Consider the following 19270-nt stretch of genomic DNA (forward strand, 5'->3'; position numbering starts at 1 on the left):
CCGCTGGGCCGGACCACCCGGGCAGGCCCAGCGGCCACCCGCACCCGTCGCGTGCCGGGTGTCGGGTGTCGAGCCTCCGCCGTCCACGCCACCCAGGGAGATCACTTGGCCCGCCCGCCCCACCTCCGCCCGGAGGACCGAGCGGACTTCGAAGGGATACTGCACCGGGCGCTGAGCGCCACGGACATCCGCACGGCGCTGCGGGCCGACTCCAGCGTCGAGGTCGCCATGCGGCTGCGGGCCCAGGCGCTTCGGGACGCCGACGAGATCGTGGCCGCGGCCGGTGACGAATACCGCGACTACCTCGCGGTGCGTACGGCGGCGGGGCGCGGCCGGGAGTCCCGGCCGGCCGGGCCCGGCGCACTGCTGCCCGCCCTCGCCGTGCTGACTCCGCCGATCGCCGCGACGTCCGCCGCGGTCCTGCTCCTGCTCGGGTACGCGCTCCGACTCGCCGCGGTACGAGGGACCGCGGCCGGCTCGTTCATCGCCGCGGGCTGGGTGCTGGCGCTCGTCGCGGCCACCAGCGCTCTTGCCGCGCTGACCGCCCTGCTGCGTACCGCGATACGCCACCGCGGAGGTCCCGCCCACGGCCACGGCTTCCGGAGGACGGCGAGGAACGTGGACGATGCCCGTGAAAGGTGGCAGCGGGCCCTGTTGGAGCACGGCATGCTGCCCTATCTCCGTCAACAGCTCGCGTCGACGCGCCCCGACTGACACCCTGCCCCCGCAACACCCCGTCCCCGTTACGCCCGCGCCGCGCTCGGCCCGGGCCGAGCAAGAAGACAGGACCCGAATGTTCGGACTGAGCGAACTCGCCGTCATCCTCATCGTCGTCATAGCCGTCCTCGCCGCCAAGAAGCTTCCCGACCTGGCCCGCTCGGCAGGCAAATCGGCCCGCATCCTCAAGGCCGAGGCCAGGGCGATGAAGGATCAGCAGACCGATCCCGAGGACCGGACAACTCCCCGCGTCATCCAGGGAGAAACCGCCACACCGCAGAGCGCAGCCCCCACCGACACGGCACGGCCTTCCGCCCCTACGGGTTCCGAGCGGCCTCCGCAGGGGGACTGAAGTACCGCACCGGGGCGCGAGGGCGTGCGGCAACTTCGGCGGGGAGTGGTGCGGCTCCACCGAGCAGTTCGGCGCCACTGGCTCAGCCGCCTTCCCGCGTGCCCGACGGCGTCCGCACCGCCCGGTCGAGCAATCGGATTGCCCTATCCGTTTTCCGTGCTACGGTGGCCAGTGAAACGGAGCGACCTATCCGGATCATTAACCGGATAGGTCTATCCAGATATCCAAAGTATTCTCCGCCCCCCGACCCGGGGCTTGCGAAAGGATCACCATGCCCACCATCGCCATCGTCGGAGCCGGCCCCCAGATGGGCCTGGCCATCGCCCGCACCTTCGGCAACCAGGGCTTCGACGTCGCCCTCATCTCTCGTAACCCCGAGAAGCTCGACGCGAACGTCGGCAAGCTCGCCGCCGAGGGCATCACCGCCGCCGCGTTCCCCGCGAACGTGCTCGACCGCGCCGGGCTCACGCACGCGCTCAAGGAGGCCGCCGACCGGTTCAGCGGTATCGACGTCCTGGAGTACTCCCCGGTGGGAACCTTCGGCATCACCACCCTGACCGCCCCGTCCGGGACCCGACCGTCCGATGTCGAGTTCGAGATGAACTTCCAGCTGTACGGGGCCATCGCCGCCACGAACGCGGTACTGCCGGCCATGCGTGAGGCCGGCGCGGGCACCCTCCTCTACACCACCGGCGCCGGTTCGATCTGGCCGGACCCGCGAGTCGCCAACGTCAATGCCGCCGCTGCGGCGCTGCGCAACTGGGTGATGAACCTGCACAAGGAACTGGCCGACGCCGGCACCGGTGTCCAGGCCGCCCACGTCGGCATCGACGCGGCCATCGGCGTCTCCGTCATCCCCGGTGTCGACCCGGTCCAGCCCGAGCAGCTCACCCCCATGTACTGGGACCTGCACACCACCAGGCGCGACGAGGCCGAACTCGTCTTCCGCGTCGGGGACCAGGGCGTCCCCCGCGGCTGACACCGCACCGGCTCCCTGGTCGGGCCACAGTCGCGCACCATGCGGCGCCGCGTGGGGACCTCCGGACACACCCGCAGGTCCCTACCGTCGCCGACCCGTACGGCGAACGGCCGCTTGTCGGCCAACAGGACCGACGGACCCCGACAGACGAGCGCGCCCTGCTTCGCGCTCGTTCCCGTCGAGGATGTGATGTCGAGTACTCCAGGACGTCGACAGGTTCATCTGGTTCGACATGGCCACCGCACCAGTCAAAGTGGACAGGTCGATCCGATCGATAGGGTGACCTGCATGACCCCTGGCTCCCGGCATCCCGACGGCCCCGCTCCCCAGCCACTTCGCAGCGACGCCGAGCGCAACCGGGAGCGCATCATCGCCGCCGCGCGCAAGGTCTTCGCGCGCGAAGGGCTGGGCGCCTCCATGGCGTCCGTGGCCCGCGAGACCGGGGTGGGAATCGCCACGATGTTCCGTCGCTTCCCGACCAAGGAGGAGCTGGTCGCCGCCGTCTTCGCCGACCGCATGGACGCCTACGCCGACGCGGTCGCCACCGCACTCGACGATCCCGACCCCTGGCACGGGTTCGTCGGCTACATCGAGACCGCCTGCGCGATGCAGGCCGCCGACTACGGCTTCGCCGACGTCCTGACCACGTCCTTCCCCACCGCCAAGGCCATGGAGGAGCGCCGCAACGAGGCGTACGAAGGCATGGTGCGACTCATCGACCGCGCCAAGGCCGCGGGCCGACTGCGCGAGGACTTCGACCCCTCGGACCTGGTCCTGATCCACATGGCCAACGCGGGCGTCGTCAACGCCACCGGCGAGGCCGCTCCTGACGCCTGGCGCCGTGTCGTCGCCCTGTTCGTCCAGTCCTTCGAGGCCCCGGCCCGCGGCCCCCTGCCCGCCTCGCCCGCGCACGAGGCTCTTCACCGGGCCATGCTCCGCACCAACCCGGCCGACCCCAGCGCACCGGAAGCGGACACGACGAGCTGACCTCGGGTCGGCGTCGTGCCCGGGTGGGCAGGGGCACGACCGATTCCGTTGCCCAGTAGCGGGCGACAGCGGGTTCGAGCGACCACGCCGACAGCGGCGAATACGCCGCGGGACGGGCGTCAACCCCTGAAGACGCGTTCGAAGGCGCCCTCGACGATACGGCGGATGGGGGTCCCCATGCCTTCAAGGCCAGGGGGGAACGCGATCTCCGCTCTGGAGAAGCAGCTGGGGCGGGCTCGATGCGGCCCAGTCGATGCTGAACCGGTAGTCGGTGAAGCCCAGTTCGGCGAGGCGGTCCATATCCTTGCGCCAGCAGTGGTCGCTGTCGCAGGCGTCGCCGGTGGATTCCGGGAGGGTGCTCCCCGACGCGTGCTCCCGGTGCCGACAGTCGCTTCCAGCGCGGACCCTTTCACCTCGTCGCCGGACCCGGCCACACCGCCGAAGCGTCGTCCCGGTCGGGGTCGGGCAGCCGGACCGGGCGGACGGGGATCGTGCGGGTGTGTCCGTCCGTCATCGCCGTCCAGGGGGCGGCGTGGCCGGAGTAGCACAGGGTGGTCAGGACGAAGACGCCGTCGGCGTAGACCTCGACGTACTCGCCGATGGTGAGGATCCGCAGGGTTGTGGCGGGCTCGGTCAGGATCGTCTCGCCCAATAGTGCGTCGGCGGGGCCGGTGATCCACAGGTTCTTGCCGTCGCAGCCGACCAGCAGGGCCGGGCGGCCGTCGGCCCCGGTTCGCAGGGTGATCTCGACCCGGCCGGAGACGTCGAGATCACCGACCGCGTGCAGCGCCGGCTCCTCCGTCTCCTCGCCCAGCCAGCCGTCCAGGCCCGGCCACCACTCCAGGCGGGGCGGCGAATCGGCCGGAACGACAAGGGACTTGGGCTGGGCCAGCATCCCGCGGCAGCGTTCGCCGGAGTCGGTGAGGTCGACGCGGCGGGGTGTGGTGTGCAGGACGACACGGGAGCCGTCGGGGGCGGCGATGACGCGAGGGGCGTACGAGCCGGTCGGACCCAGGGGGCCACGGCGGGTCCACGGGCCCCTCAGGCGTGGCGCGGTCCATGCCTCGAAGCCGCGCGTCGCGCCGATCGAGCCGATCAGCAACCAGCTGCCGTCGTCGAGGCGTTCGAGGACCGGGCACTCCAACTCGTCCACGTCACCGGGTGAGATGAGCGGCGGGTGGACCGTCCAGTGCTCCAGGTCGTCCGAAGTCGCCCACGCCACACAGCCGCTGACCTCGACCGGCAGGGTCGCGTCGGCCGCGCAGACGACCATCACCCAGCCGTCCGACTCGTCGTCGCGCACCACGAACGGGTCGCGCCAGCCCATGCGTTCGCCCGTGCGGTACCAGCGGGCGTCCGCCTTGGCCACGGGTCCGGTGCCGTGGCGGCGCCAGCCGGTGCCGTCGGTGCGGTCGGAGTAGGCGAGGCCGACCGACTGCAACGGCCAGCCGCCTTCCGTCAGTCCGCTCACGCCCGTGTAGAACATCGCCATTCCGTCGCCGTACGGGACGGGGTGCATGGTCCACACCGCCTGCTGGTCGAAGCGGCCGGGCAGACCGTTGCCGAAGGCGGTGCCCTCGGGTCGCCAGCCGACCAGGTCGGTGGAGGTGGCCCTGCCGTACGAGGTCTCCATCCGAAGGTGGTCGAACTCGGCCGTCCACGGGCCCTGAAGGTGCAGCACCGCGTAGGTGCCGTCGTCGTCGCGGAGCAGGGCGAAGTCGTTCACGCAGAGGCCGGGCGGGGCGTATCGCATGCACAGTTCCTGTCGGCTCGCAGCGCCCAAACGCATGCGCTGACCATTGACCTGGAAGGTCTCGCTTGAGAATCGGCCCAAGTAAAACTGAACGCAAACGCTTGCGCAACAACGAGGCCGGGTTTACGGTCTCGTCACCCCCAGATCACACCGATGTGAAACCCGACGGGAGAAAAGCGCTGTGACCGTCAGCATCACCGATGTCGCCCGCACCGCCGGAGTCTCGGCGTCCACCGTGTCCCGCGCCCTGCGCGGACAGCCGGGCGTCTCCGACGAGGTGCGCGACCGGATCACGGCCGTCGCCGCACAACTCGGCTATACGGCGTCCCGCTCGGCGTCCAGTCTGGCCAGCGGGCGCACCTTCACGATCGGGGTCGTGGTCCCGTACGTGGGCCGCTGGTTCTTCGGCACCGTGCTGGACGCCGCCGAGCACGTGTTCAGCGCCGCCGGGTACGACGTCCTGCTGTACAACCTGGGCTCGCCGGAGACACGCAAGCGTTTCTTCACCAAGATGCCGGTCCGCAAGCGGGTCGACGCCGTGCTGTCGCTGCTGATCCCCGACGAGGACGAGTCCGCCGCGCTGCGCTCGCTCGGCGTGCCGCTGGCCAGCACGGTCGGCGGCGCCCGGCCCGGCTTCACCGTGGTCGGCATCGACGACCGGGCCGGCACGGAGAGCGCCGTACGGCATCTGGTGAACCTCGGCCACCGCCGGATCGGCATGATCAGCGGGTCGAGCGGGCCGCAGCACTGGACCACGCCCGTCGCGCGCCGCCAGGCGTATCTGGACGTACTGGCCGACGCCGGGATCGCGCACGATCCGGCCCTGGAGGCGGACGGCGACTACACCGTCGAGGGCGGCGAGCGGGCCATGACCGAACTGCTGGCCGCCTCCCGGCCGCCGACGGCCGTGTTCGCCCAGTCCGACGAGATGGCGATGGGCGCGCTGCGTGCGCTCAGGAGGCATCGGCTCCGGGTGCCGGACGACGTGTCCGTCGTCGGCTTCGACGACCACGAACTCGCCGATGTCATCGGACTGACCACCGTCGCCCAGCCGGTCGCCGGACAGGGCGCCGAGGCCGCCCGGCTGCTGCTGCGGCAGCTCGACGAACCGGGCACCGGCACACCCGGGCATGTGCAGATGCCCATCCGTCTCGTCCTGCGCGAGACGACCGCTCCGCCGCGCCCGCGCGGACCCCAGTAACTCCTCTGCCCCCTGACAACCCCTGAGCCCCTCCATGGCCGTCCAGGCCCCACTCCCCCACGCCGCACACCACCAGCGCACGTCGAAACCCTCGCACCGCACGGAGGCACAGTCATGAGCTCGACCAGCAGAAGGTTCCGCCGTACAGCCTGTACGGGCCTCGCCCTCGCCCTGCCCCTCGCGGCGCTGGCCGCCTGTGGCGGCGGCAGCGGTGGCGACGCCGCCGCGGAGGCGGGCAGCGGCAAGGGCACCATCAGCGTCTGGGCCCATCAGGGCCAGAAGAGCGAGGCCAGTGCGCTGCAGAACGCGGTGAAGTCCTTCAACTCCTCGCAGAGCGCGATCAAGGTCGACCTGAAGCTGATACCCGAGACCGACTACACCAAGACCATAACCGCGACCAGCGCCTCCGATCTCCCGGACGTGATGGAGTTCGACGGCCCGACGATTGCGAACTTCGTCTACAACAAGAAGCTCGCCCCGATCGACGACTACGTCTCCGCCAGGACCATGGGCAACGCCACCGACGCGAGCAAGGCGCAGGGCGAGATCGACGGCAAGCACTACGGCCTGGGCATGTTCGACTCCGGGCTCGGGATCTACGGCAACAAGAAGCTGCTGGACGCGGCCGGGGTGAAGTACCCGACGGGTCTGTCGGACGACTGGACGGCCGCCGAGTTCACGGCCGCGCTGAAGACGCTCAAGGCCAAGGACTCCGACGGCAAGACCCTCGACGTCCAGGAGAACAACGGCTTCGCCACCGAGTGGGGCACCTACGGCTTCGCCCCGATCGTCTGGTCGGCCGGCGGCTCGCTGCTGAAGGACGGCAAGGCGGAGGGCGTACTCGACTCCTCGGCCGTGGTCTCGGCGCTGAAGACCTTCCAGTCGTGGAAGACGTACGTCGATCCCAACACCGACGGCAACGCCTTCGCCAAGGGCCGGGTCGCGCTGAGCTGGGTCGGCCACTGGATGTACCCGGCCTACAGCGAGGCCCTCGGCGACGACCTCGTCGTGCTGCCGCTGCCCGACTTCGGCAACGGCCCCAAGACCGGCCAGGGTTCATGGGCCTGGGGCATCGGCGCCGACAGCAAGAACGCGAAGGCCGCCGGCACGTTCCTGGACACCCTCCTGGACGACACCAACGTCACCGCGATGACGACGGCCAACGGGGCGGTGCCCGCGACGAGGACGGCGCTGGCGAAGAGCGAGCTGTACAAGCAGGGCGGCCCGCTCCAGCTCTACGCCGACCAGCTCGCCAAGCCCTGCGGTGACAGCGAGATCACCAAGACCTGTGTCGCCGTGACCCGCCCGGTCACCGCCGGGTACCCCACGATCACCGCCAAGTTCAGCGAGGCCCTCAACTCGATCTACGGCGGCGCCGACCCGAAGAGCGCCCTGGAGAAGGCCGCCCGCGCCATCGACCAGGACTTCTCCGACAACGCCGGTTACCAGATCCCGTAGGACCGTGTCGGCCGCGGCGGGCACGCACAGACACTGCCCGCCGCGCCGGGAACAGGACCCGCCCGTGAGAACAGTGGACCCAGTGGAACCCGCACACCCCGCACACCCTGCGCAGCCCTCCTCCGACGCGGCCCCCGACCGGGAGCAGACCCCGCCCATGAGGCCCATGACCGCCGTGAAGACCGCCCGCCCGAAGCAGTCCGGGCCCAGGAACCGCGACTGGTTGCACGGACTGCTGATGTCCACCCCCGCCGTCGCCGGGCTCATCGCGTTCGTCGGCATCCCGTTCGGCTACGCCGTCGTCCTCTCCTTCTACAACGTGCGCCTCGGCTCGCCGCTGGCACCCTCGTTCTTCGGCCTGGAGCAGTACCGGCGGCTGTTCACCGACCCGGACCTGTCGGGCCCGTTCCTGCGGGCGCTGCTGAACAACCTGACCTTCGCCGTGGTCGTCGTACCCCTCCAGACGGGCCTCGCGCTGGCCCTGGCGATCCTCCTCAACCGCAAGCTGAGGGCGATCGGCCTGTTCCGGTCGCTGTTCTTCATGCCGGTCGTCTTCCCCATGACGCTGGTCGCCGTGATCTGGCGGCTCATCCTGGCCCGCAGTGACCAGGGGCTGCTCAACTCCGCGCTGGACGCGGTGAGTTTCGGCAACTGGGGTGCCTTCGACTGGCTCGGCGACACGGCCACCGCGATGGCCTCGGTGATCGTGCTGTCGGTGTGGCAGGGCGTCGGCTTCCAGATGGTCATCCTGCTGGCCGGCCTCCAGCAGATCCCCGGCGAGCTCTACGAGGCCGCCGAGCTGGACCGCGCCACGCCCTGGCAGCAGTTCCGCCATGTCACGCTGCCCGGTATCCGCGGCACGCTCGTCTTCGTCGCCATGCTCACCTCGGTGCTGTCGTTCCGGGTCTTCGACCAGGTGTACGTCCTCATCCACGGCGGCGGACTCGACGAGGACGCCACCCGCACGGTCATGTACCAGGCCGTCAGCACCGCCTTCGACCAGAACAACATCGGCCAGGCGTCCGCGATCACCGTCGTCTTCTTCCTGATCGTCGTCGTCCTGACCCTCATCCAGCGCCGCGTCGTCCGGCCCGACCACGAGGACTGACCCGCCACCATGGCCCTGACCCACGCGCCACACCGCCGCCTGCGCCGCTTCACCGACTACGCCGTCCTCAGCGTGCTGGCCTTCGTCTTCGTCCTGCCCGTCCTCTACTTGTTGCTGGGCAGCCTCAAGCCTTCCGACGAAGTGCTGAACGGTCTGTCCGGTTTCCTCCCCACCCACCTGTCCTTCGACAACTACGCGAACGTCCTCGACGCCCTGAACTCCGACAGCACTGGCTACTTCTGGCGCTTCATGGGCATCTCGCTGCTCGTCGCGTTCGTGGTCGTGACCGGCGGTCTGTTCGTCAACTCGATGGCCGCGTACGGCATGTCACGGCTGAAGTGGCGTGGCCGGGAAGCCGTGTTCACGCTGGTCCTGCTGCTGATGCTGGTCCCGTTCGAGTCGGTGGCCGTGCCGCTCTTCTACATGTTCAACGACCAGCGCAACACCCTGTACATCCAGGCGATCCCGTTCATCGCCAACGCGTTCTCGATCTACCAGTTCCACACGTTCTTCCGCTCGATCCCGCCGAGCATCGAGGAGGCGGCCCGGCTGGACGGCGCGGGCCCTTGGCGCACCTTCTTCGCGATCATCGTGCCGATGTCGAAGCCGGCGTTCGCCTCGGTCGCGATCCTCACCTTCCTCACCCAGTGGGGCTCCTTTCTGTGGCCGGTGCTGATGGTCTCCGACCCCGCCGTCCGTCCGCTCCCCCTGGAAATGAGCGTCTTCCAGGGTCAGCAGCCTCCGGACTGGGGCCAGATCCTCGCCTTCGGCGTCCTCCTCGTCCTGCCTGTCCTCGTCGTCTTCGCGTTCTTCCAGCGCTGGTTCGTGCAGGGCGTCGCCAGCTCCGCCGTCAAGGGCTGAGCACGGGACTCCGCACGACGTGGCGGCTGCCCCCAGTGGCCCCGACAGCTTGCCCTCGACCGACAGGTTTCCTTAGCGTTAACCCGTGACCACCTCACCCGCCCGAGCGGGGAACCTGCCGACGGCCTACACGACGTTCGTCGGCCGGCGGCGGGACATCGCGGAGATCCGCCGCCGCCTCGCCGAAGCCCGGCTGCTGACACTGACCGGTGTCGGCGGGGTGGGCAAGACTCGGCTGGCGCTGGAGGTCGCGGCCACGGCGCGCAAGGGCTTCGCCGACGGGGTGTGGCTGGTGGATCTGGCCCCGGTGCAGGACCCGGCGACCGTGGCCGAGGTGACCGCCACCGCTCTCGGCATGCCCGATCTGTCGGCCAGGCCCGCAGTCGAACAGCTCGCCGCCTATCTGGCCGAGCGCCAGTGCCTGATCGTGCTGGACAACTGCGAGCACCTGGTCGACGCCTGCGCCGCACTCGCGGACGCGCTGCTGTCGGCCGCCCCCGGCCTGCGTGTCCTGGCGACCAGCCGACAGACCCTGGGCCTCGCCGGGGAGCACGTCTTCACCGTCGCCCCGCTGTCGGTGCCGGACGAGGCCGTCGAACTGCTGCGCGACCGGGCCGCCGCGCACCGCCCGGAGTTCTACATCACCGACGGCAACCGGGACGCCGTGACACGCCTGTGCACCCGCCTCGACGGGCTGCCGCTGGCGATCGAGCTGGCCGCCGCCCGGCTGCGCACACTCACCGTCGACCAGGTGACGGACCGCCTGGAGGACCGCTTCGCCCTCCTCACCGGGGGCAGCCGCGCCGCCCGCCCCCGGCAACGCACCCTGCGCGCACTCATCGACTGGAGCTACGAGCTGTGCGCCCCCGCCGAGCGGCTGCTGTGGAACCGGCTGTCGGTGTTCGCCGGCGGCTTCGGCCTGGACGCGGCCGAGGGAGTCTGCGCGGATGTCACCGATGCCGGTGCTGACGGGATCTCCCGCACGGACGTCCTCGACCTCCTCGACCGTCTGGTCGCCCAGTCCGTCGTCCTCATCACCGAACGCGAGGGCCAGCCGCGCTACTGGCTGCTGGAGACCATTCGGCAGTACGGCGCGGAGAAGCTCGCCGAGTCCGGTGAGGGGGACCGTGTCCGCGTGCTGCACCGCGACTTCCACCGCGGCCTCGCCGAGCGGATCGCCGACGACTGGTACGGCCCCGGCCAGGAGGAGGGCCTGGCCCGGCTGCGTGCCGAGCACGGCAACCTGCGCATCGCCCTGGAGCACAGCGACCCCCAGTCCGCGCTGGCGCTCGCCGCCGCGCTGCGCTTCCACTGGTGCGCCGACGGCTTCCTCGGCGAGGGCCGACGGTGGCTGGAGCGTGCCTTGGCGGCGGCCCCGGACCCCACGCCCGCCCGGGCCAAGGCCCTGTGGGTGGCCGCCTGGGCAGCGCTGCTCCAGGGCGACCATCCGGCGGCGGACCGCGCACTGGCGGAAGCGGAAGAGCTGGGCCGCCGGCTCGACGACCCCGTGGTGTCCGCGTACGTCCAGGGCTTCCGGGGAACGTCGGCACTGTTCCGGGGCCATCTGGAGGAGGCCGCTTTCTGGTACGGGCGGGCGGTGGCCGCGCACGACGCGGTGGGCGACGGCCCGGGCGCCCTGATCTCCCTCTTCCAGCTCGCCGTCGCCCAGGCCCACACCGCCGACCCGCACGCCGAGCGGACCGGTCGCCTGGCCGTGACCACCGCCGAGGAACACGGCGAACGGTGGAGCAGGTCGTACGCGCTGTGGGCCCTGGGCCACGACGCCTGGGTGCACGGCGACGCGGACTCCGGTACGGCGCTCACCCGGGCCGGGCTCGACATCCAGCAGGGCTTCAACGACTACGTCGGCACCGCGCTGATGATGGAGCTGCTGGCCTGGATCACCGCGTCCCAGGGCGATCACGCCCGGGCCGCCCGGTTGCTGGGCTCCGTCCGGTCCCTGTGGCAGCACATCGGCACCACGATCGCGGCCTTCGGCCCTCATCTCGCCGAGCGGCACGACCGGTGCGAGCGGTCGGTCGTACGGGCGCTGGGCACGGCGGCGTACGAGGCGGCGCTCGTCGAGGGCGGCGCGCACGAGCGGCCGGCGCGGGCCATCGCGTACGCGCTCGACGCCCCGCCGGAACCGGCGCCCCCGCCCAGGGCGGGTCAGTTGACCCGTCGGGAGCGCGAGGTGGCCGCGCTGGTGGCCCAGGGGATGAGCAACCGGCGGATCGCCGCCGCGCTGGTCCTGTCGCCGCGTACGGTCGACGGCCATGTCGAGCACATCCTCGCCAAGCTCGGCTTCGGCTCCCGTGCGCAGGTGGCGGCCTGGGTGACGGAGCACCACCTACCCACCCCTTAGCGACCGGGTACCTACCCCGTAGTTCCACCCATAGCCCCCGCGGGCCCCCGCGCCGAGGGTGGCCGCATGGTGCACATCGACGTGGACGAGAGCCGCTGCGACGGCTTCGGATTCTGTGAACAGGCCGCGCCCGAGGTCTTCGGGCTCGACGACGACGGGGTCGTGACCGTCCTGCTGGACGAGATCCCCGGCGAACTGGCCGAGAAGGCCGAGGCGGCCACCCGGGCCTGTCCCGTGGCCGCGCTGAAGGTCGGCCGATGAGGGCCGTCGTGGTCGGCGGGTCGCTCGCCGGAGTGACCGCCGTCGACGAGCTGCGGCGCCAGGGCTGGGACGGGGCGATCACACTCGTCGGGGACGAGCCCCGGGAGGCCTACACCCGGCCCCCGCTGTCCAAGGGGGTACTGAAGGGCACCGAGGACGCTGCTTCGGTCGCGCTCCCGAGTCTCGGCGACACGGATGTCGAGGTGCGGACGGGAACCCGGGCGACCGGCCTGGACCTGGACGCCCGGCGGGTGCGGGTCGAAGGCGGCGAGGAGATCCCGTACGACAGACTCGTGATCGCCACCGGGGCGCGAGCCCGCACCCTGGGCGAGCACGGGCTCGTCCTGCGCACCCTGGACGACGCCCTGCGGCTCCGCGCCGAACTCACCCGGGCCCGGAGCCTGTTGGTGATCGGCGGCGGCTTCCTGGGCATGGAGATCGCCTCCGTCGCCGCCGGACTCGGGCTCAACGTCACCGTCGTCGACCTCCAGGCACCCTTCGTCGCCACGCTGGGGCCTTACCTGGCCGAGCTGTTCGAGCGGGCCACGCGGGAACACGGCGTACGGACCGTCGTCTCCCCCGACGGCGTCACGCCGATGCCGTACGGCGCCCAACTCGCCGACGGCAGACGCCTGGAGGCCGATCTCGTGATCGCCGCCGTCGGCTGCCGTCCCAACATCGAGTGGCTGGAGGGCTCCGGGCTGTCTCTGCTCGGCGGGGTCGTGGTCGACGAGCGCTGCCGGGCCGGCGCCCCGGACGTCGTCGCCGTCGGTGATGTCGCCGCCTTCCCGACCGGCGACGGGCGTTTCCGGCGCACCCCGCACTGGGACAGCGCGATCGGCCAGGCCAGGGCGGGTGTCGCCGCGTTGCTGCACGGCGACGAAGCACCGCCGTACACCCCGCAGCCGTATTTCTGGACCGAGGCGTTCGGCCTGGCCGTCAAGCTCGCCGGAAACCTGCCCGCCGCCGGGGAACCCACCGTGCTGAAGGGCTCGGTCTCCGACCTGTCCGCGCTTCTGCGCTGGGACCACGTGTCCCGCCCGGTGGCCGCAGCCCTCAACCACCGTATTCCCGTGGCCCGTTTGCGCGCGCTCGCCGCGTAACGCCTTCTGCCGCCCGTCGCAGAACATCGCAGCTCACGATCAAAGGAGATCGCCATGACCACCGCCACGCCCCTGTCCTCCGACCTCGACCTGTTCAGCGACGAGGCACTCGCCGATCCGTATCCGCAGTACAAGGCGCTGCGCGACCTGGGGCCTGCCGTGCATCTGAGCCGGCACGACCTGTGGTTCATCTCCCGCTACGAGCAGGTGCGTTCGGCCCTCGGTGACTGGGAGACCTTCTCCTCCGGGCAGGGCATCGGCCTCAACCCCGGCTTCAACGAGGCCTGGGCCAGCGCCCTGATCAACCTGGACCCGCCCGCGCAGACCGAGCAGCGCAAGCTGTTCACCGACCGGCTCTCCCCGCGCGCGCTGCGTCCGGTCGCCGAGGGCATCGACCGTCGCGCCGAGCAACTGGTCGATGAACTGGTGGCGTTGGGGACCTTCGACGCCGTCACCGACCTGGCCCAGGACCTTCCCGTGCACGTGATCATGGACCTCATCGGCTGGCCGCAGGAAGGTCGCGACCAACTGCTCGACATGGCCGCCGGATGGTTCGACTCGTCCGGGCCGGTCTGCCCGCGTACGGCGGCCGCCGTTCCGAAGGTCGAGGCGCTGATGGGCTTTCTCGCCGAGGTCGTGACCAAGGAGAACCTGATTCCAGGCGGCTTCGGCTGGACCATGATCGAGGCCCACAAGGCCGGTCGGATCCCCGTCGAGGGCGCGATCGGTCTGCTCGCCGGTTATGTGGTGGCCGCCTTCGACACCACCATCTCGGCGATCTCCAGCGGGATGTGGCTGTTCGCCCGTCACCCCGGGCAGTGGGACCTGCTGCGCGCGGACCCGTCGCTGGCGCCCTCCGCGTTCAACGAGGTCGTCCGCCTGGAGAGCCCCATCCAGGTCTTCTCCCGGGTCACCACCCGTGAGGTCGATCTCGGCGAGGGGGTCGTCATCCCGTCCGGCGCCCGGGTCCTGCACAGTTACGGCGCCGCCAACCGCGACGAGCGGCATTTCCCCGACCCCGACCGCTTCGACATCACCCGCAACCCCGTCGACCACCTCGCCTTCGGCTACGGCAACCACGGCTGCGCGGGTCAGGGCCTGGCCCGCCTCGAAGTCCACGCCGTACTCAAGGCGTTGGCGGCCCGCGTGGAGCGGATCGAGCTGACCGGCGAACCGGTCCGCGCCCTCAACAACATCACCCGCGGCTTCCGGAGTCTGCCGGTACGGATCAGCTGACCTGGGAGACCGGTGGGTGAGGGGGCGTGTCCGAACCCGCCCCCTCACCCGCTCAATGCCCCTGGTCCGAACCGGCGATCACTTCCTGACGACGGACTCCACCCAGGTGATGAAGTTCGTCGTCGAGTCACCGGTGCGCTCGGCCTGGGTGTGCCCCTGGGCCCACACGGTGGCGAAGTCGATGTCGCGGATGCCGTAGTTCTGGAGGGCCAGGGCGATGTTGATCTCGGTCGTGTTGGCCGTGTCGCCCTGCATGATGCCGGTGCGGATACGCCAGTGCCGCGCCACCTGCGACTTCCGGTAGCCGGCGAAGGCGGGCGAGAGGAAGTACATCGGGTTGTACGCGTCGTTCCGCCAGGCCATGTCCTTGCCGACGCTGTCCTTCTGGGCGAAGTCGCTGTCGTACGCCGAGGAGCCGTAGGCGGAGTTCCAGTCGGAGTACGTGGCGTACGTCGCCTCGTTCGCCTTGACGACGTCACGGGTGAGCGGCGCGAAGTGCGACGGAGCTCCCAGCCCCATCGCGAAGACGTTGTTCTCGGTCTGCCCGCGGGAGTACCCGTCGAACGCGCCGACCGGCTTGTTCCCCGTCTTCTGGCTCTTCACGAAGCCTTCGAGGCCGGACACCGTCACGGTGTTGGTCGTGGCGTCGTACGTCACCCAGGTGCTGCCGGTGTTGAGGTAGGCGATGTAGTCGGCGACCGTCGCGTACGTGGTCGAGGACCCCGTCGAGCCCGATCCGGGCGGGCCGCCCTGCGTCGTGATGGTGTACGGGAAGGTGTTGTCGGACAGGAAGTTGTTCAGCGAGGTGGTGATCACCCCGATCAGGTGGTCGTAGTAGCTGCCGGCCAGATGGATGCCGCTGCTGGACTCGGTCAGCTTCAGGCGCCTGCCCTTCTCGTCGCGCAGACCCAGGCGGTTGACGTACTTGGGCCAGGCCTTCGCGAGGTCCGTCGAGTAGGCGCTGGTCCAGGTGCCGGACGCGCGTGTGCCGGTCGAGGCGAACTGGCCCATGTTCCACTCGTAGGACAGGTTGGCCTCGTGCAGGTTGGTGATCGGGCACCAGGCCATGACGCCGGCGACCGCGTCGCTGAGGGGCCTGCCCTTGGCGTCCTCCATCGCCGCGCCGATCGTGCGCAGGTACGGGTGGTACAGGGGGCTGTCACCGGACGTGCCCGCCACGGTGTCCTGGGCGCCGCCGCCGCTCATGCCGAACAGGACGATGTCGTCCGTACTGCCGGGCAGGACGCTCCGGTTGTACCGGAGGAAGCGGACCGCGGCCTTCAGGTCGGTCACACCCCAGGGGGCGGCGTCGGAGCGGGTGCTGGTCGAGCTGTCCCGGCCGCGCAGGCCCGGCCACACGTAGATGTGCCCGGCCGCGAGGTACTTCGACACGCTGCTGTAGCTGTAGGACGTGGCCGGCTTCTGCCCGGCGTAACCAGGGGTGTTGACCGGGATGACGATCGGCGCCGTGCGTCCCGAGTAGGCGCCGACGGTGCCCTTCGGGTTGAGCGTCGCGGTGTACGTGGTCCCGTCGCTGTTCACGGTGGCCTTCAGATAGGCCCCCGGCACGTAGATCGACAGGTTCTCGTAGTCCGTCGCGGCCGGATTCGCGACGTACATCTTCCCTATCTGGTAGTACACGTCGTTGGTCGAGTCGTACGACCAGGCAGTGGAATCGAGCTCCAGCGAGTACGCCGAGGACGTGCTCGACGAACTGCTCGACGACGAGGTGCCGGCGAAAGCCGTGCCTGCCGTGCCCGCGACGGTCCCGAACGCGGCCAGGGCTGCGGCGCCCGTGGCGCTCCGAATGACGGTCCTGCGGTTGATGTCCACCCGTAGACTCCTTGTGAGCGGGTTGTGTGGTCACAGCCGTACCTGTCCACCGCCTCAGCGACGTCGCGGGCAGGTCGGGCCGTGCGGCTCCTTCGGGTCTCAGACTGTCGGCTGGACCCCAGGATTGTTAACAATTTCGATGATAATTTTGTTAGAAGGTGTACGCCCTCTCTGGGGAAGACCGCCGACGCTGTGCTTTGCTGACAGCGCCCGGGCGACGGTCCGTTGTCCGACGGGGAGCGAGGTCAGAGATGGCTACGTACGTCCTGGTACACGGTGGCGGGCACGGCGGTTGGTGCTGGCAGCGGCTGACACCCCTGCTGCGGGCGGCGGGGCACGAGGTGTACACGCCGACGCTGACCGGCCTGGGCGAGCGCGCCCATCTGCTGCGCCCGGACATCGACCTGGACACCCACATCACGGACGTCGTGGGTGTCCTGCGGTACGAGGACTGCACCGATGTCGTCCTGGTGGGGCACAGCTACGGCGGGATGGTCATCACCGGAGTCGCCGACCGGGCACCCGAGCGGATCGCCCACCTCGTCTACCTCGACGCCGCGATTCCCGAGAACGAGCAGTCCCTCGTCCAGGTGGCCGGCGAACTCATGGCCGCCGCCCGGGCCGGGGCCCGAGTGGTGGACGGCGTGGAACTGGTGCTGTGGCCCGACTCCGACGCCGTCAAGTACTACGGGATCACCGAGCCCGAGGACGTCGCATGGATGTGGGACAGGCTCACGCCGCATCCGTGGAAGTGCTTCGAGCAGCCACTGCGGCTCAAGGACCCCGCGGCCCTGACCCGGATCCCCCGCACCGAGGTCCACACCACGTCGTCCTTGTCCATGGCCCCGCCCGGCACCGCGGAGGCGCTGACCGGCAACGAGCGGACGTGGGTGGTCGATTCCGGCCACGACCTGATGGTGACCGCACCGACGGCGGTGGCCGAGATCCTGTTGCGGCTCGGCGCCGACTGATCGGGCGAACAGCGGGGGGCCTCACCGGGCCGACCGACAGGCCCGGACGGCGAGCCCGTACGGACCCCAGCCGCAGCCGACCAAATGGTTGTCCCGTAACCGGGAGGTGGCCCTAGGCTGGGCCGACCACTTCGGCAGCGATCTTGCGGAGGCTGACACCACAGCCATGGAGATATCCCTGCGTGAACTTCAGGACAGCGACTTGCCGGTCTTCTGGGAGCAGTTGACGGACCCCGAACTGCAGCAGATGGCGGCTGTGACCAGGAAGTACCACTACGACCGCGACCACTTCGACCAGCACTGGGCCAAGGTGCGGTCCGATCCGGCAGTGGTCCTGCGGACCGTTCTCGCCGACGGCGTAGTGGCAGGGCACGCAGCGGTGTTCGGTTCGCCCTCCGAGCGGGAGGTCACCTATGTCGTCGGGCGGTCCCACTGGGGTCGAGGCATCGCCTCCCAGACGCTCGCTGAGCTGATCAAGCTGGAGGCGACCCGCCCGCTGCACGCCGACGCCGCTGCTGACAACGCCGGGTCCATCCGGGTACTGGAGAAGTGCGGCTTCGTCGTGACCGGGCACACCCGTTGCTTCGCGCGGGCTCGGGGCCAGGAGATCGATCTCGTGCACTTGACGTTGAGCTGAGAGAGACGGTCAGGTCAGGAAGAGGCTGGGCCACGAGTTCGCCGTGGCGATGAGCGACGCGCACGAGCGTGGCCGTCCGGGGTCCGACGCGGACGACGTGGAATCAGAGGAGGACTGCCTGCCACGCGCCCGCGAGATGTGGGCAGCAGGCGAGCCGGCCACGCGAGTCGACCTGGAGACAGACCCGACCTGATTCGGGCGTCACTGTTCAGGTCGCAACGCGGGGGCGCCGCCAATGTGTTGGGCAGCGCCCCCGTCGTCGAGGAGGGCCACGGCCATCCGGCGGACCCCCTCCGTGATCAGCTCGGGGGAGGTCGCCAGGTTCATGCGTACGAAGCCCGCTCCCCCGGTGCCGAAGTCCGTCCCCGAGTTGAGGGCGACCCGGCCGCGCTCCAGGAAGACGGTCGCCGGGTCCCCGGCCAGATCCAGCGCTCGACAGTCCAGCCACGCCAGATATGTACCCTGGGCCGGTTCGTAGCGCACGGCCGGGAGTTGCTCGGCCAACAGGTCGGCCAGCAGACGGCGGTTGTCGTCGAGGCCCGCGAGCAAGCTGTCGAGCCAGTCCCCTCCGTCCCGCAGCGCGGCCGTGTGGGCGATGACGCCGACGTGGCTGGGGCCGTGGCTGACCTCTTCGGGAATACGGGCCAGGTCGTCCGACGCGCCGGGCCCGGCGACTGCGAGGGCGGCCTTGAGACCCGCGAGGTTCCAGCCCTTCGACGCGGACATCAGCGACAGGCCGTTCTCGGCACCCGGCACGGTCAGGTACGGGACGAACCGCACGCCTCCGGCCAGGAGCGGGGCGTGGATCTCGTCCGCCACGACGCGCACACCGTACGTCCGGGCCAGTCGCGCGGCATCCGCCAGCTCGGTGGCGGTGTGCACGGTGCCGGTCGGGTTGTGCGGACTGCAGAGCAGGTACACGGGCCGCCCACCACCCTTGCGGGCACGCGCGAACGCCTCCTCCAGCGCCACGAAGTCGATCCGGAAGTCCGGGCCCAACGGGGCTTCCACGATCGGTCTGCCCATGTTCCCGACGAACTGGTAGAACGGCGGATACACAGGCGAGTTGACGATCACCGGATCGCCCGGTCCCGAGACCAGCTTGAGCATCTCGACGATGCCCAGCATCACATCGGGCACGATCGCCGTACGCTCCACCGCGAGGCCGTCCCAGCCCCACCGCTTGCTCGCGAACTCCGCGAGCGCCTCGGCGTATCCCGTGCCGGCCGGATATCCGGTGTCTCCGAGCGCCACCGCGTCCGTGATGGCCCGCGCGACCGGCTCGGCCAGTGGCACGTGCATCTCGGCCACCCACAACGGCAGCACGTCGTCCGGGTAGGTGCGCCACTTCATGCTCGTCCGCTTCCTCAGCTGTTCCAGGGAGAGGCTGCGCAGCGGGTTCGAGCCGTCGGGGACAGGAGTTTCTCGCGGAGAGGAGTCCATGCGGC

The 19270-nt window shown here is 70.4% G+C and carries 18 protein-coding genes and 1 pseudogene; 15 read left to right on the top strand and 4 right to left on the bottom strand.

Annotation, left to right across the window (positions count from 1 at the left end):
- The first annotated feature begins 105 nt into the window (after positions 1–105).
- From ACFYXF_RS13725 to ACFYXF_RS13740, 4 genes are all read left to right on the top strand, one after another.
- Complete coding sequence (locus tag ACFYXF_RS13725) at positions 106–714, top strand: hypothetical protein (RefSeq protein ID WP_389349732.1); 609 nt, start codon at positions 106–108, stop codon at positions 712–714.
- 79 nt (positions 715–793) lie between these two features.
- Entirely contained in the window at positions 794–1069 is a 276-nt protein-coding gene (locus tag ACFYXF_RS13730) for a twin-arginine translocase TatA/TatE family subunit (protein ID WP_389349733.1), read from the top strand.
- Positions 1070–1340: 271 nt separating this feature from the next.
- Positions 1341–2048, top strand: coding sequence for an SDR family NAD(P)-dependent oxidoreductase (locus ACFYXF_RS13735; RefSeq protein WP_389349734.1), 708 nt, complete (start codon positions 1341–1343; stop codon positions 2046–2048).
- Between the two features lie 288 nt (positions 2049–2336).
- Entirely contained in the window at positions 2337–3035 is a 699-nt protein-coding gene (locus ACFYXF_RS13740) for a TetR/AcrR family transcriptional regulator (protein WP_389349735.1), read from the top strand.
- A gap of 183 nt (positions 3036–3218) precedes the next feature.
- Here ACFYXF_RS13740 and ACFYXF_RS13745 read toward each other — a convergent pair.
- Positions 3219–3395: pseudogene (locus ACFYXF_RS13745) on the bottom strand (family 1 glycosylhydrolase); the annotation flags it as partial.
- Positions 3396–3444: 49 nt separating this feature from the next.
- On the bottom strand, positions 3445–4788 hold the full coding sequence (locus ACFYXF_RS13750) for a mucin-1 (RefSeq protein ID WP_389349736.1): 1344 nt from the start codon (positions 4786–4788) through the stop codon (positions 3445–3447).
- A gap of 181 nt (positions 4789–4969) precedes the next feature.
- Between ACFYXF_RS13750 and ACFYXF_RS13755 the strand changes: the two genes are divergently transcribed.
- From ACFYXF_RS13755 to ACFYXF_RS13790, 8 genes are all read left to right on the top strand, one after another.
- Positions 4970–5989: a LacI family DNA-binding transcriptional regulator gene (locus ACFYXF_RS13755; protein ID WP_389349737.1), complete on the top strand. Its 1020-nt coding sequence runs from the start codon at positions 4970–4972 to the stop codon at positions 5987–5989.
- Between the two features lie 114 nt (positions 5990–6103).
- On the top strand, positions 6104–7447 hold the full coding sequence (locus ACFYXF_RS13760) for an ABC transporter substrate-binding protein (RefSeq protein WP_389349738.1): 1344 nt from the start codon (positions 6104–6106) through the stop codon (positions 7445–7447).
- A gap of 73 nt (positions 7448–7520) precedes the next feature.
- Entirely contained in the window at positions 7521–8555 is a 1035-nt protein-coding gene (locus tag ACFYXF_RS13765) for a carbohydrate ABC transporter permease (RefSeq protein WP_389349932.1), read from the top strand.
- A 9-nt stretch (positions 8556–8564) separates the two neighbouring features.
- Positions 8565–9416 (top strand): carbohydrate ABC transporter permease, encoded by an 852-nt coding sequence (locus ACFYXF_RS13770; protein WP_389349739.1) that lies wholly within the window; start codon positions 8565–8567, stop codon positions 9414–9416.
- 85 nt (positions 9417–9501) lie between these two features.
- Positions 9502–11781: an ATP-binding protein gene (locus tag ACFYXF_RS13775; RefSeq protein WP_389349740.1), complete on the top strand. Its 2280-nt coding sequence runs from the start codon at positions 9502–9504 to the stop codon at positions 11779–11781.
- 66 nt (positions 11782–11847) lie between these two features.
- Complete coding sequence (locus tag ACFYXF_RS13780; protein WP_389349741.1) at positions 11848–12042, top strand: ferredoxin; 195 nt, start codon at positions 11848–11850, stop codon at positions 12040–12042.
- Positions 12039–13145: an NAD(P)/FAD-dependent oxidoreductase gene (locus ACFYXF_RS13785; protein WP_389349742.1), complete on the top strand. Its 1107-nt coding sequence runs from the start codon at positions 12039–12041 to the stop codon at positions 13143–13145. Before ACFYXF_RS13780 ends, ACFYXF_RS13785 begins: the two co-directional genes overlap by 4 nt.
- Positions 13146–13199: 54 nt before the next feature.
- Complete coding sequence (locus ACFYXF_RS13790) at positions 13200–14381, top strand: cytochrome P450 (RefSeq protein ID WP_389349743.1); 1182 nt, start codon at positions 13200–13202, stop codon at positions 14379–14381.
- Positions 14382–14459: 78 nt separating this feature from the next.
- On the opposite strand, the gene ACFYXF_RS13795 is transcribed toward ACFYXF_RS13790, so the two are convergent.
- The gene (locus ACFYXF_RS13795) at positions 14460–16214 is read right to left on the bottom strand and encodes an esterase (protein ID WP_389349744.1); all 1755 of its coding nucleotides are present in this window, start codon (positions 16212–16214) and stop codon (positions 14460–14462) included.
- A gap of 251 nt (positions 16215–16465) precedes the next feature.
- Between ACFYXF_RS13795 and ACFYXF_RS13800 the strand changes: the two genes are divergently transcribed.
- From ACFYXF_RS13800 to ACFYXF_RS13810, 3 genes are all read left to right on the top strand, one after another.
- Positions 16466–17185, top strand: a complete 720-nt coding sequence (locus ACFYXF_RS13800) for an alpha/beta hydrolase (protein ID WP_389349745.1) — start codon at positions 16466–16468, stop codon at positions 17183–17185.
- 166 nt (positions 17186–17351) lie between these two features.
- Positions 17352–17822: a GNAT family N-acetyltransferase gene (locus tag ACFYXF_RS13805; RefSeq protein WP_389349746.1), complete on the top strand. Its 471-nt coding sequence runs from the start codon at positions 17352–17354 to the stop codon at positions 17820–17822.
- A gap of 49 nt (positions 17823–17871) precedes the next feature.
- Positions 17872–18015: a hypothetical protein gene (locus ACFYXF_RS13810; RefSeq protein ID WP_389349747.1), complete on the top strand. Its 144-nt coding sequence runs from the start codon at positions 17872–17874 to the stop codon at positions 18013–18015.
- Between the two features lie 8 nt (positions 18016–18023).
- Here the strand turns inward: ACFYXF_RS13810 and ACFYXF_RS13815 are convergent, their stop codons facing one another.
- Entirely contained in the window at positions 18024–19265 is a 1242-nt protein-coding gene (locus ACFYXF_RS13815) for a MalY/PatB family protein (RefSeq protein ID WP_389349748.1), read from the bottom strand.
- Positions 19266–19270: the final 5 nt, after the last annotated feature.

The organism is Streptomyces sp. NPDC002680 (assembly GCF_042889145.1).
Lineage (GTDB): Bacteria > Actinomycetota > Actinomycetes > Streptomycetales > Streptomycetaceae > Streptomyces > Streptomyces adonidis.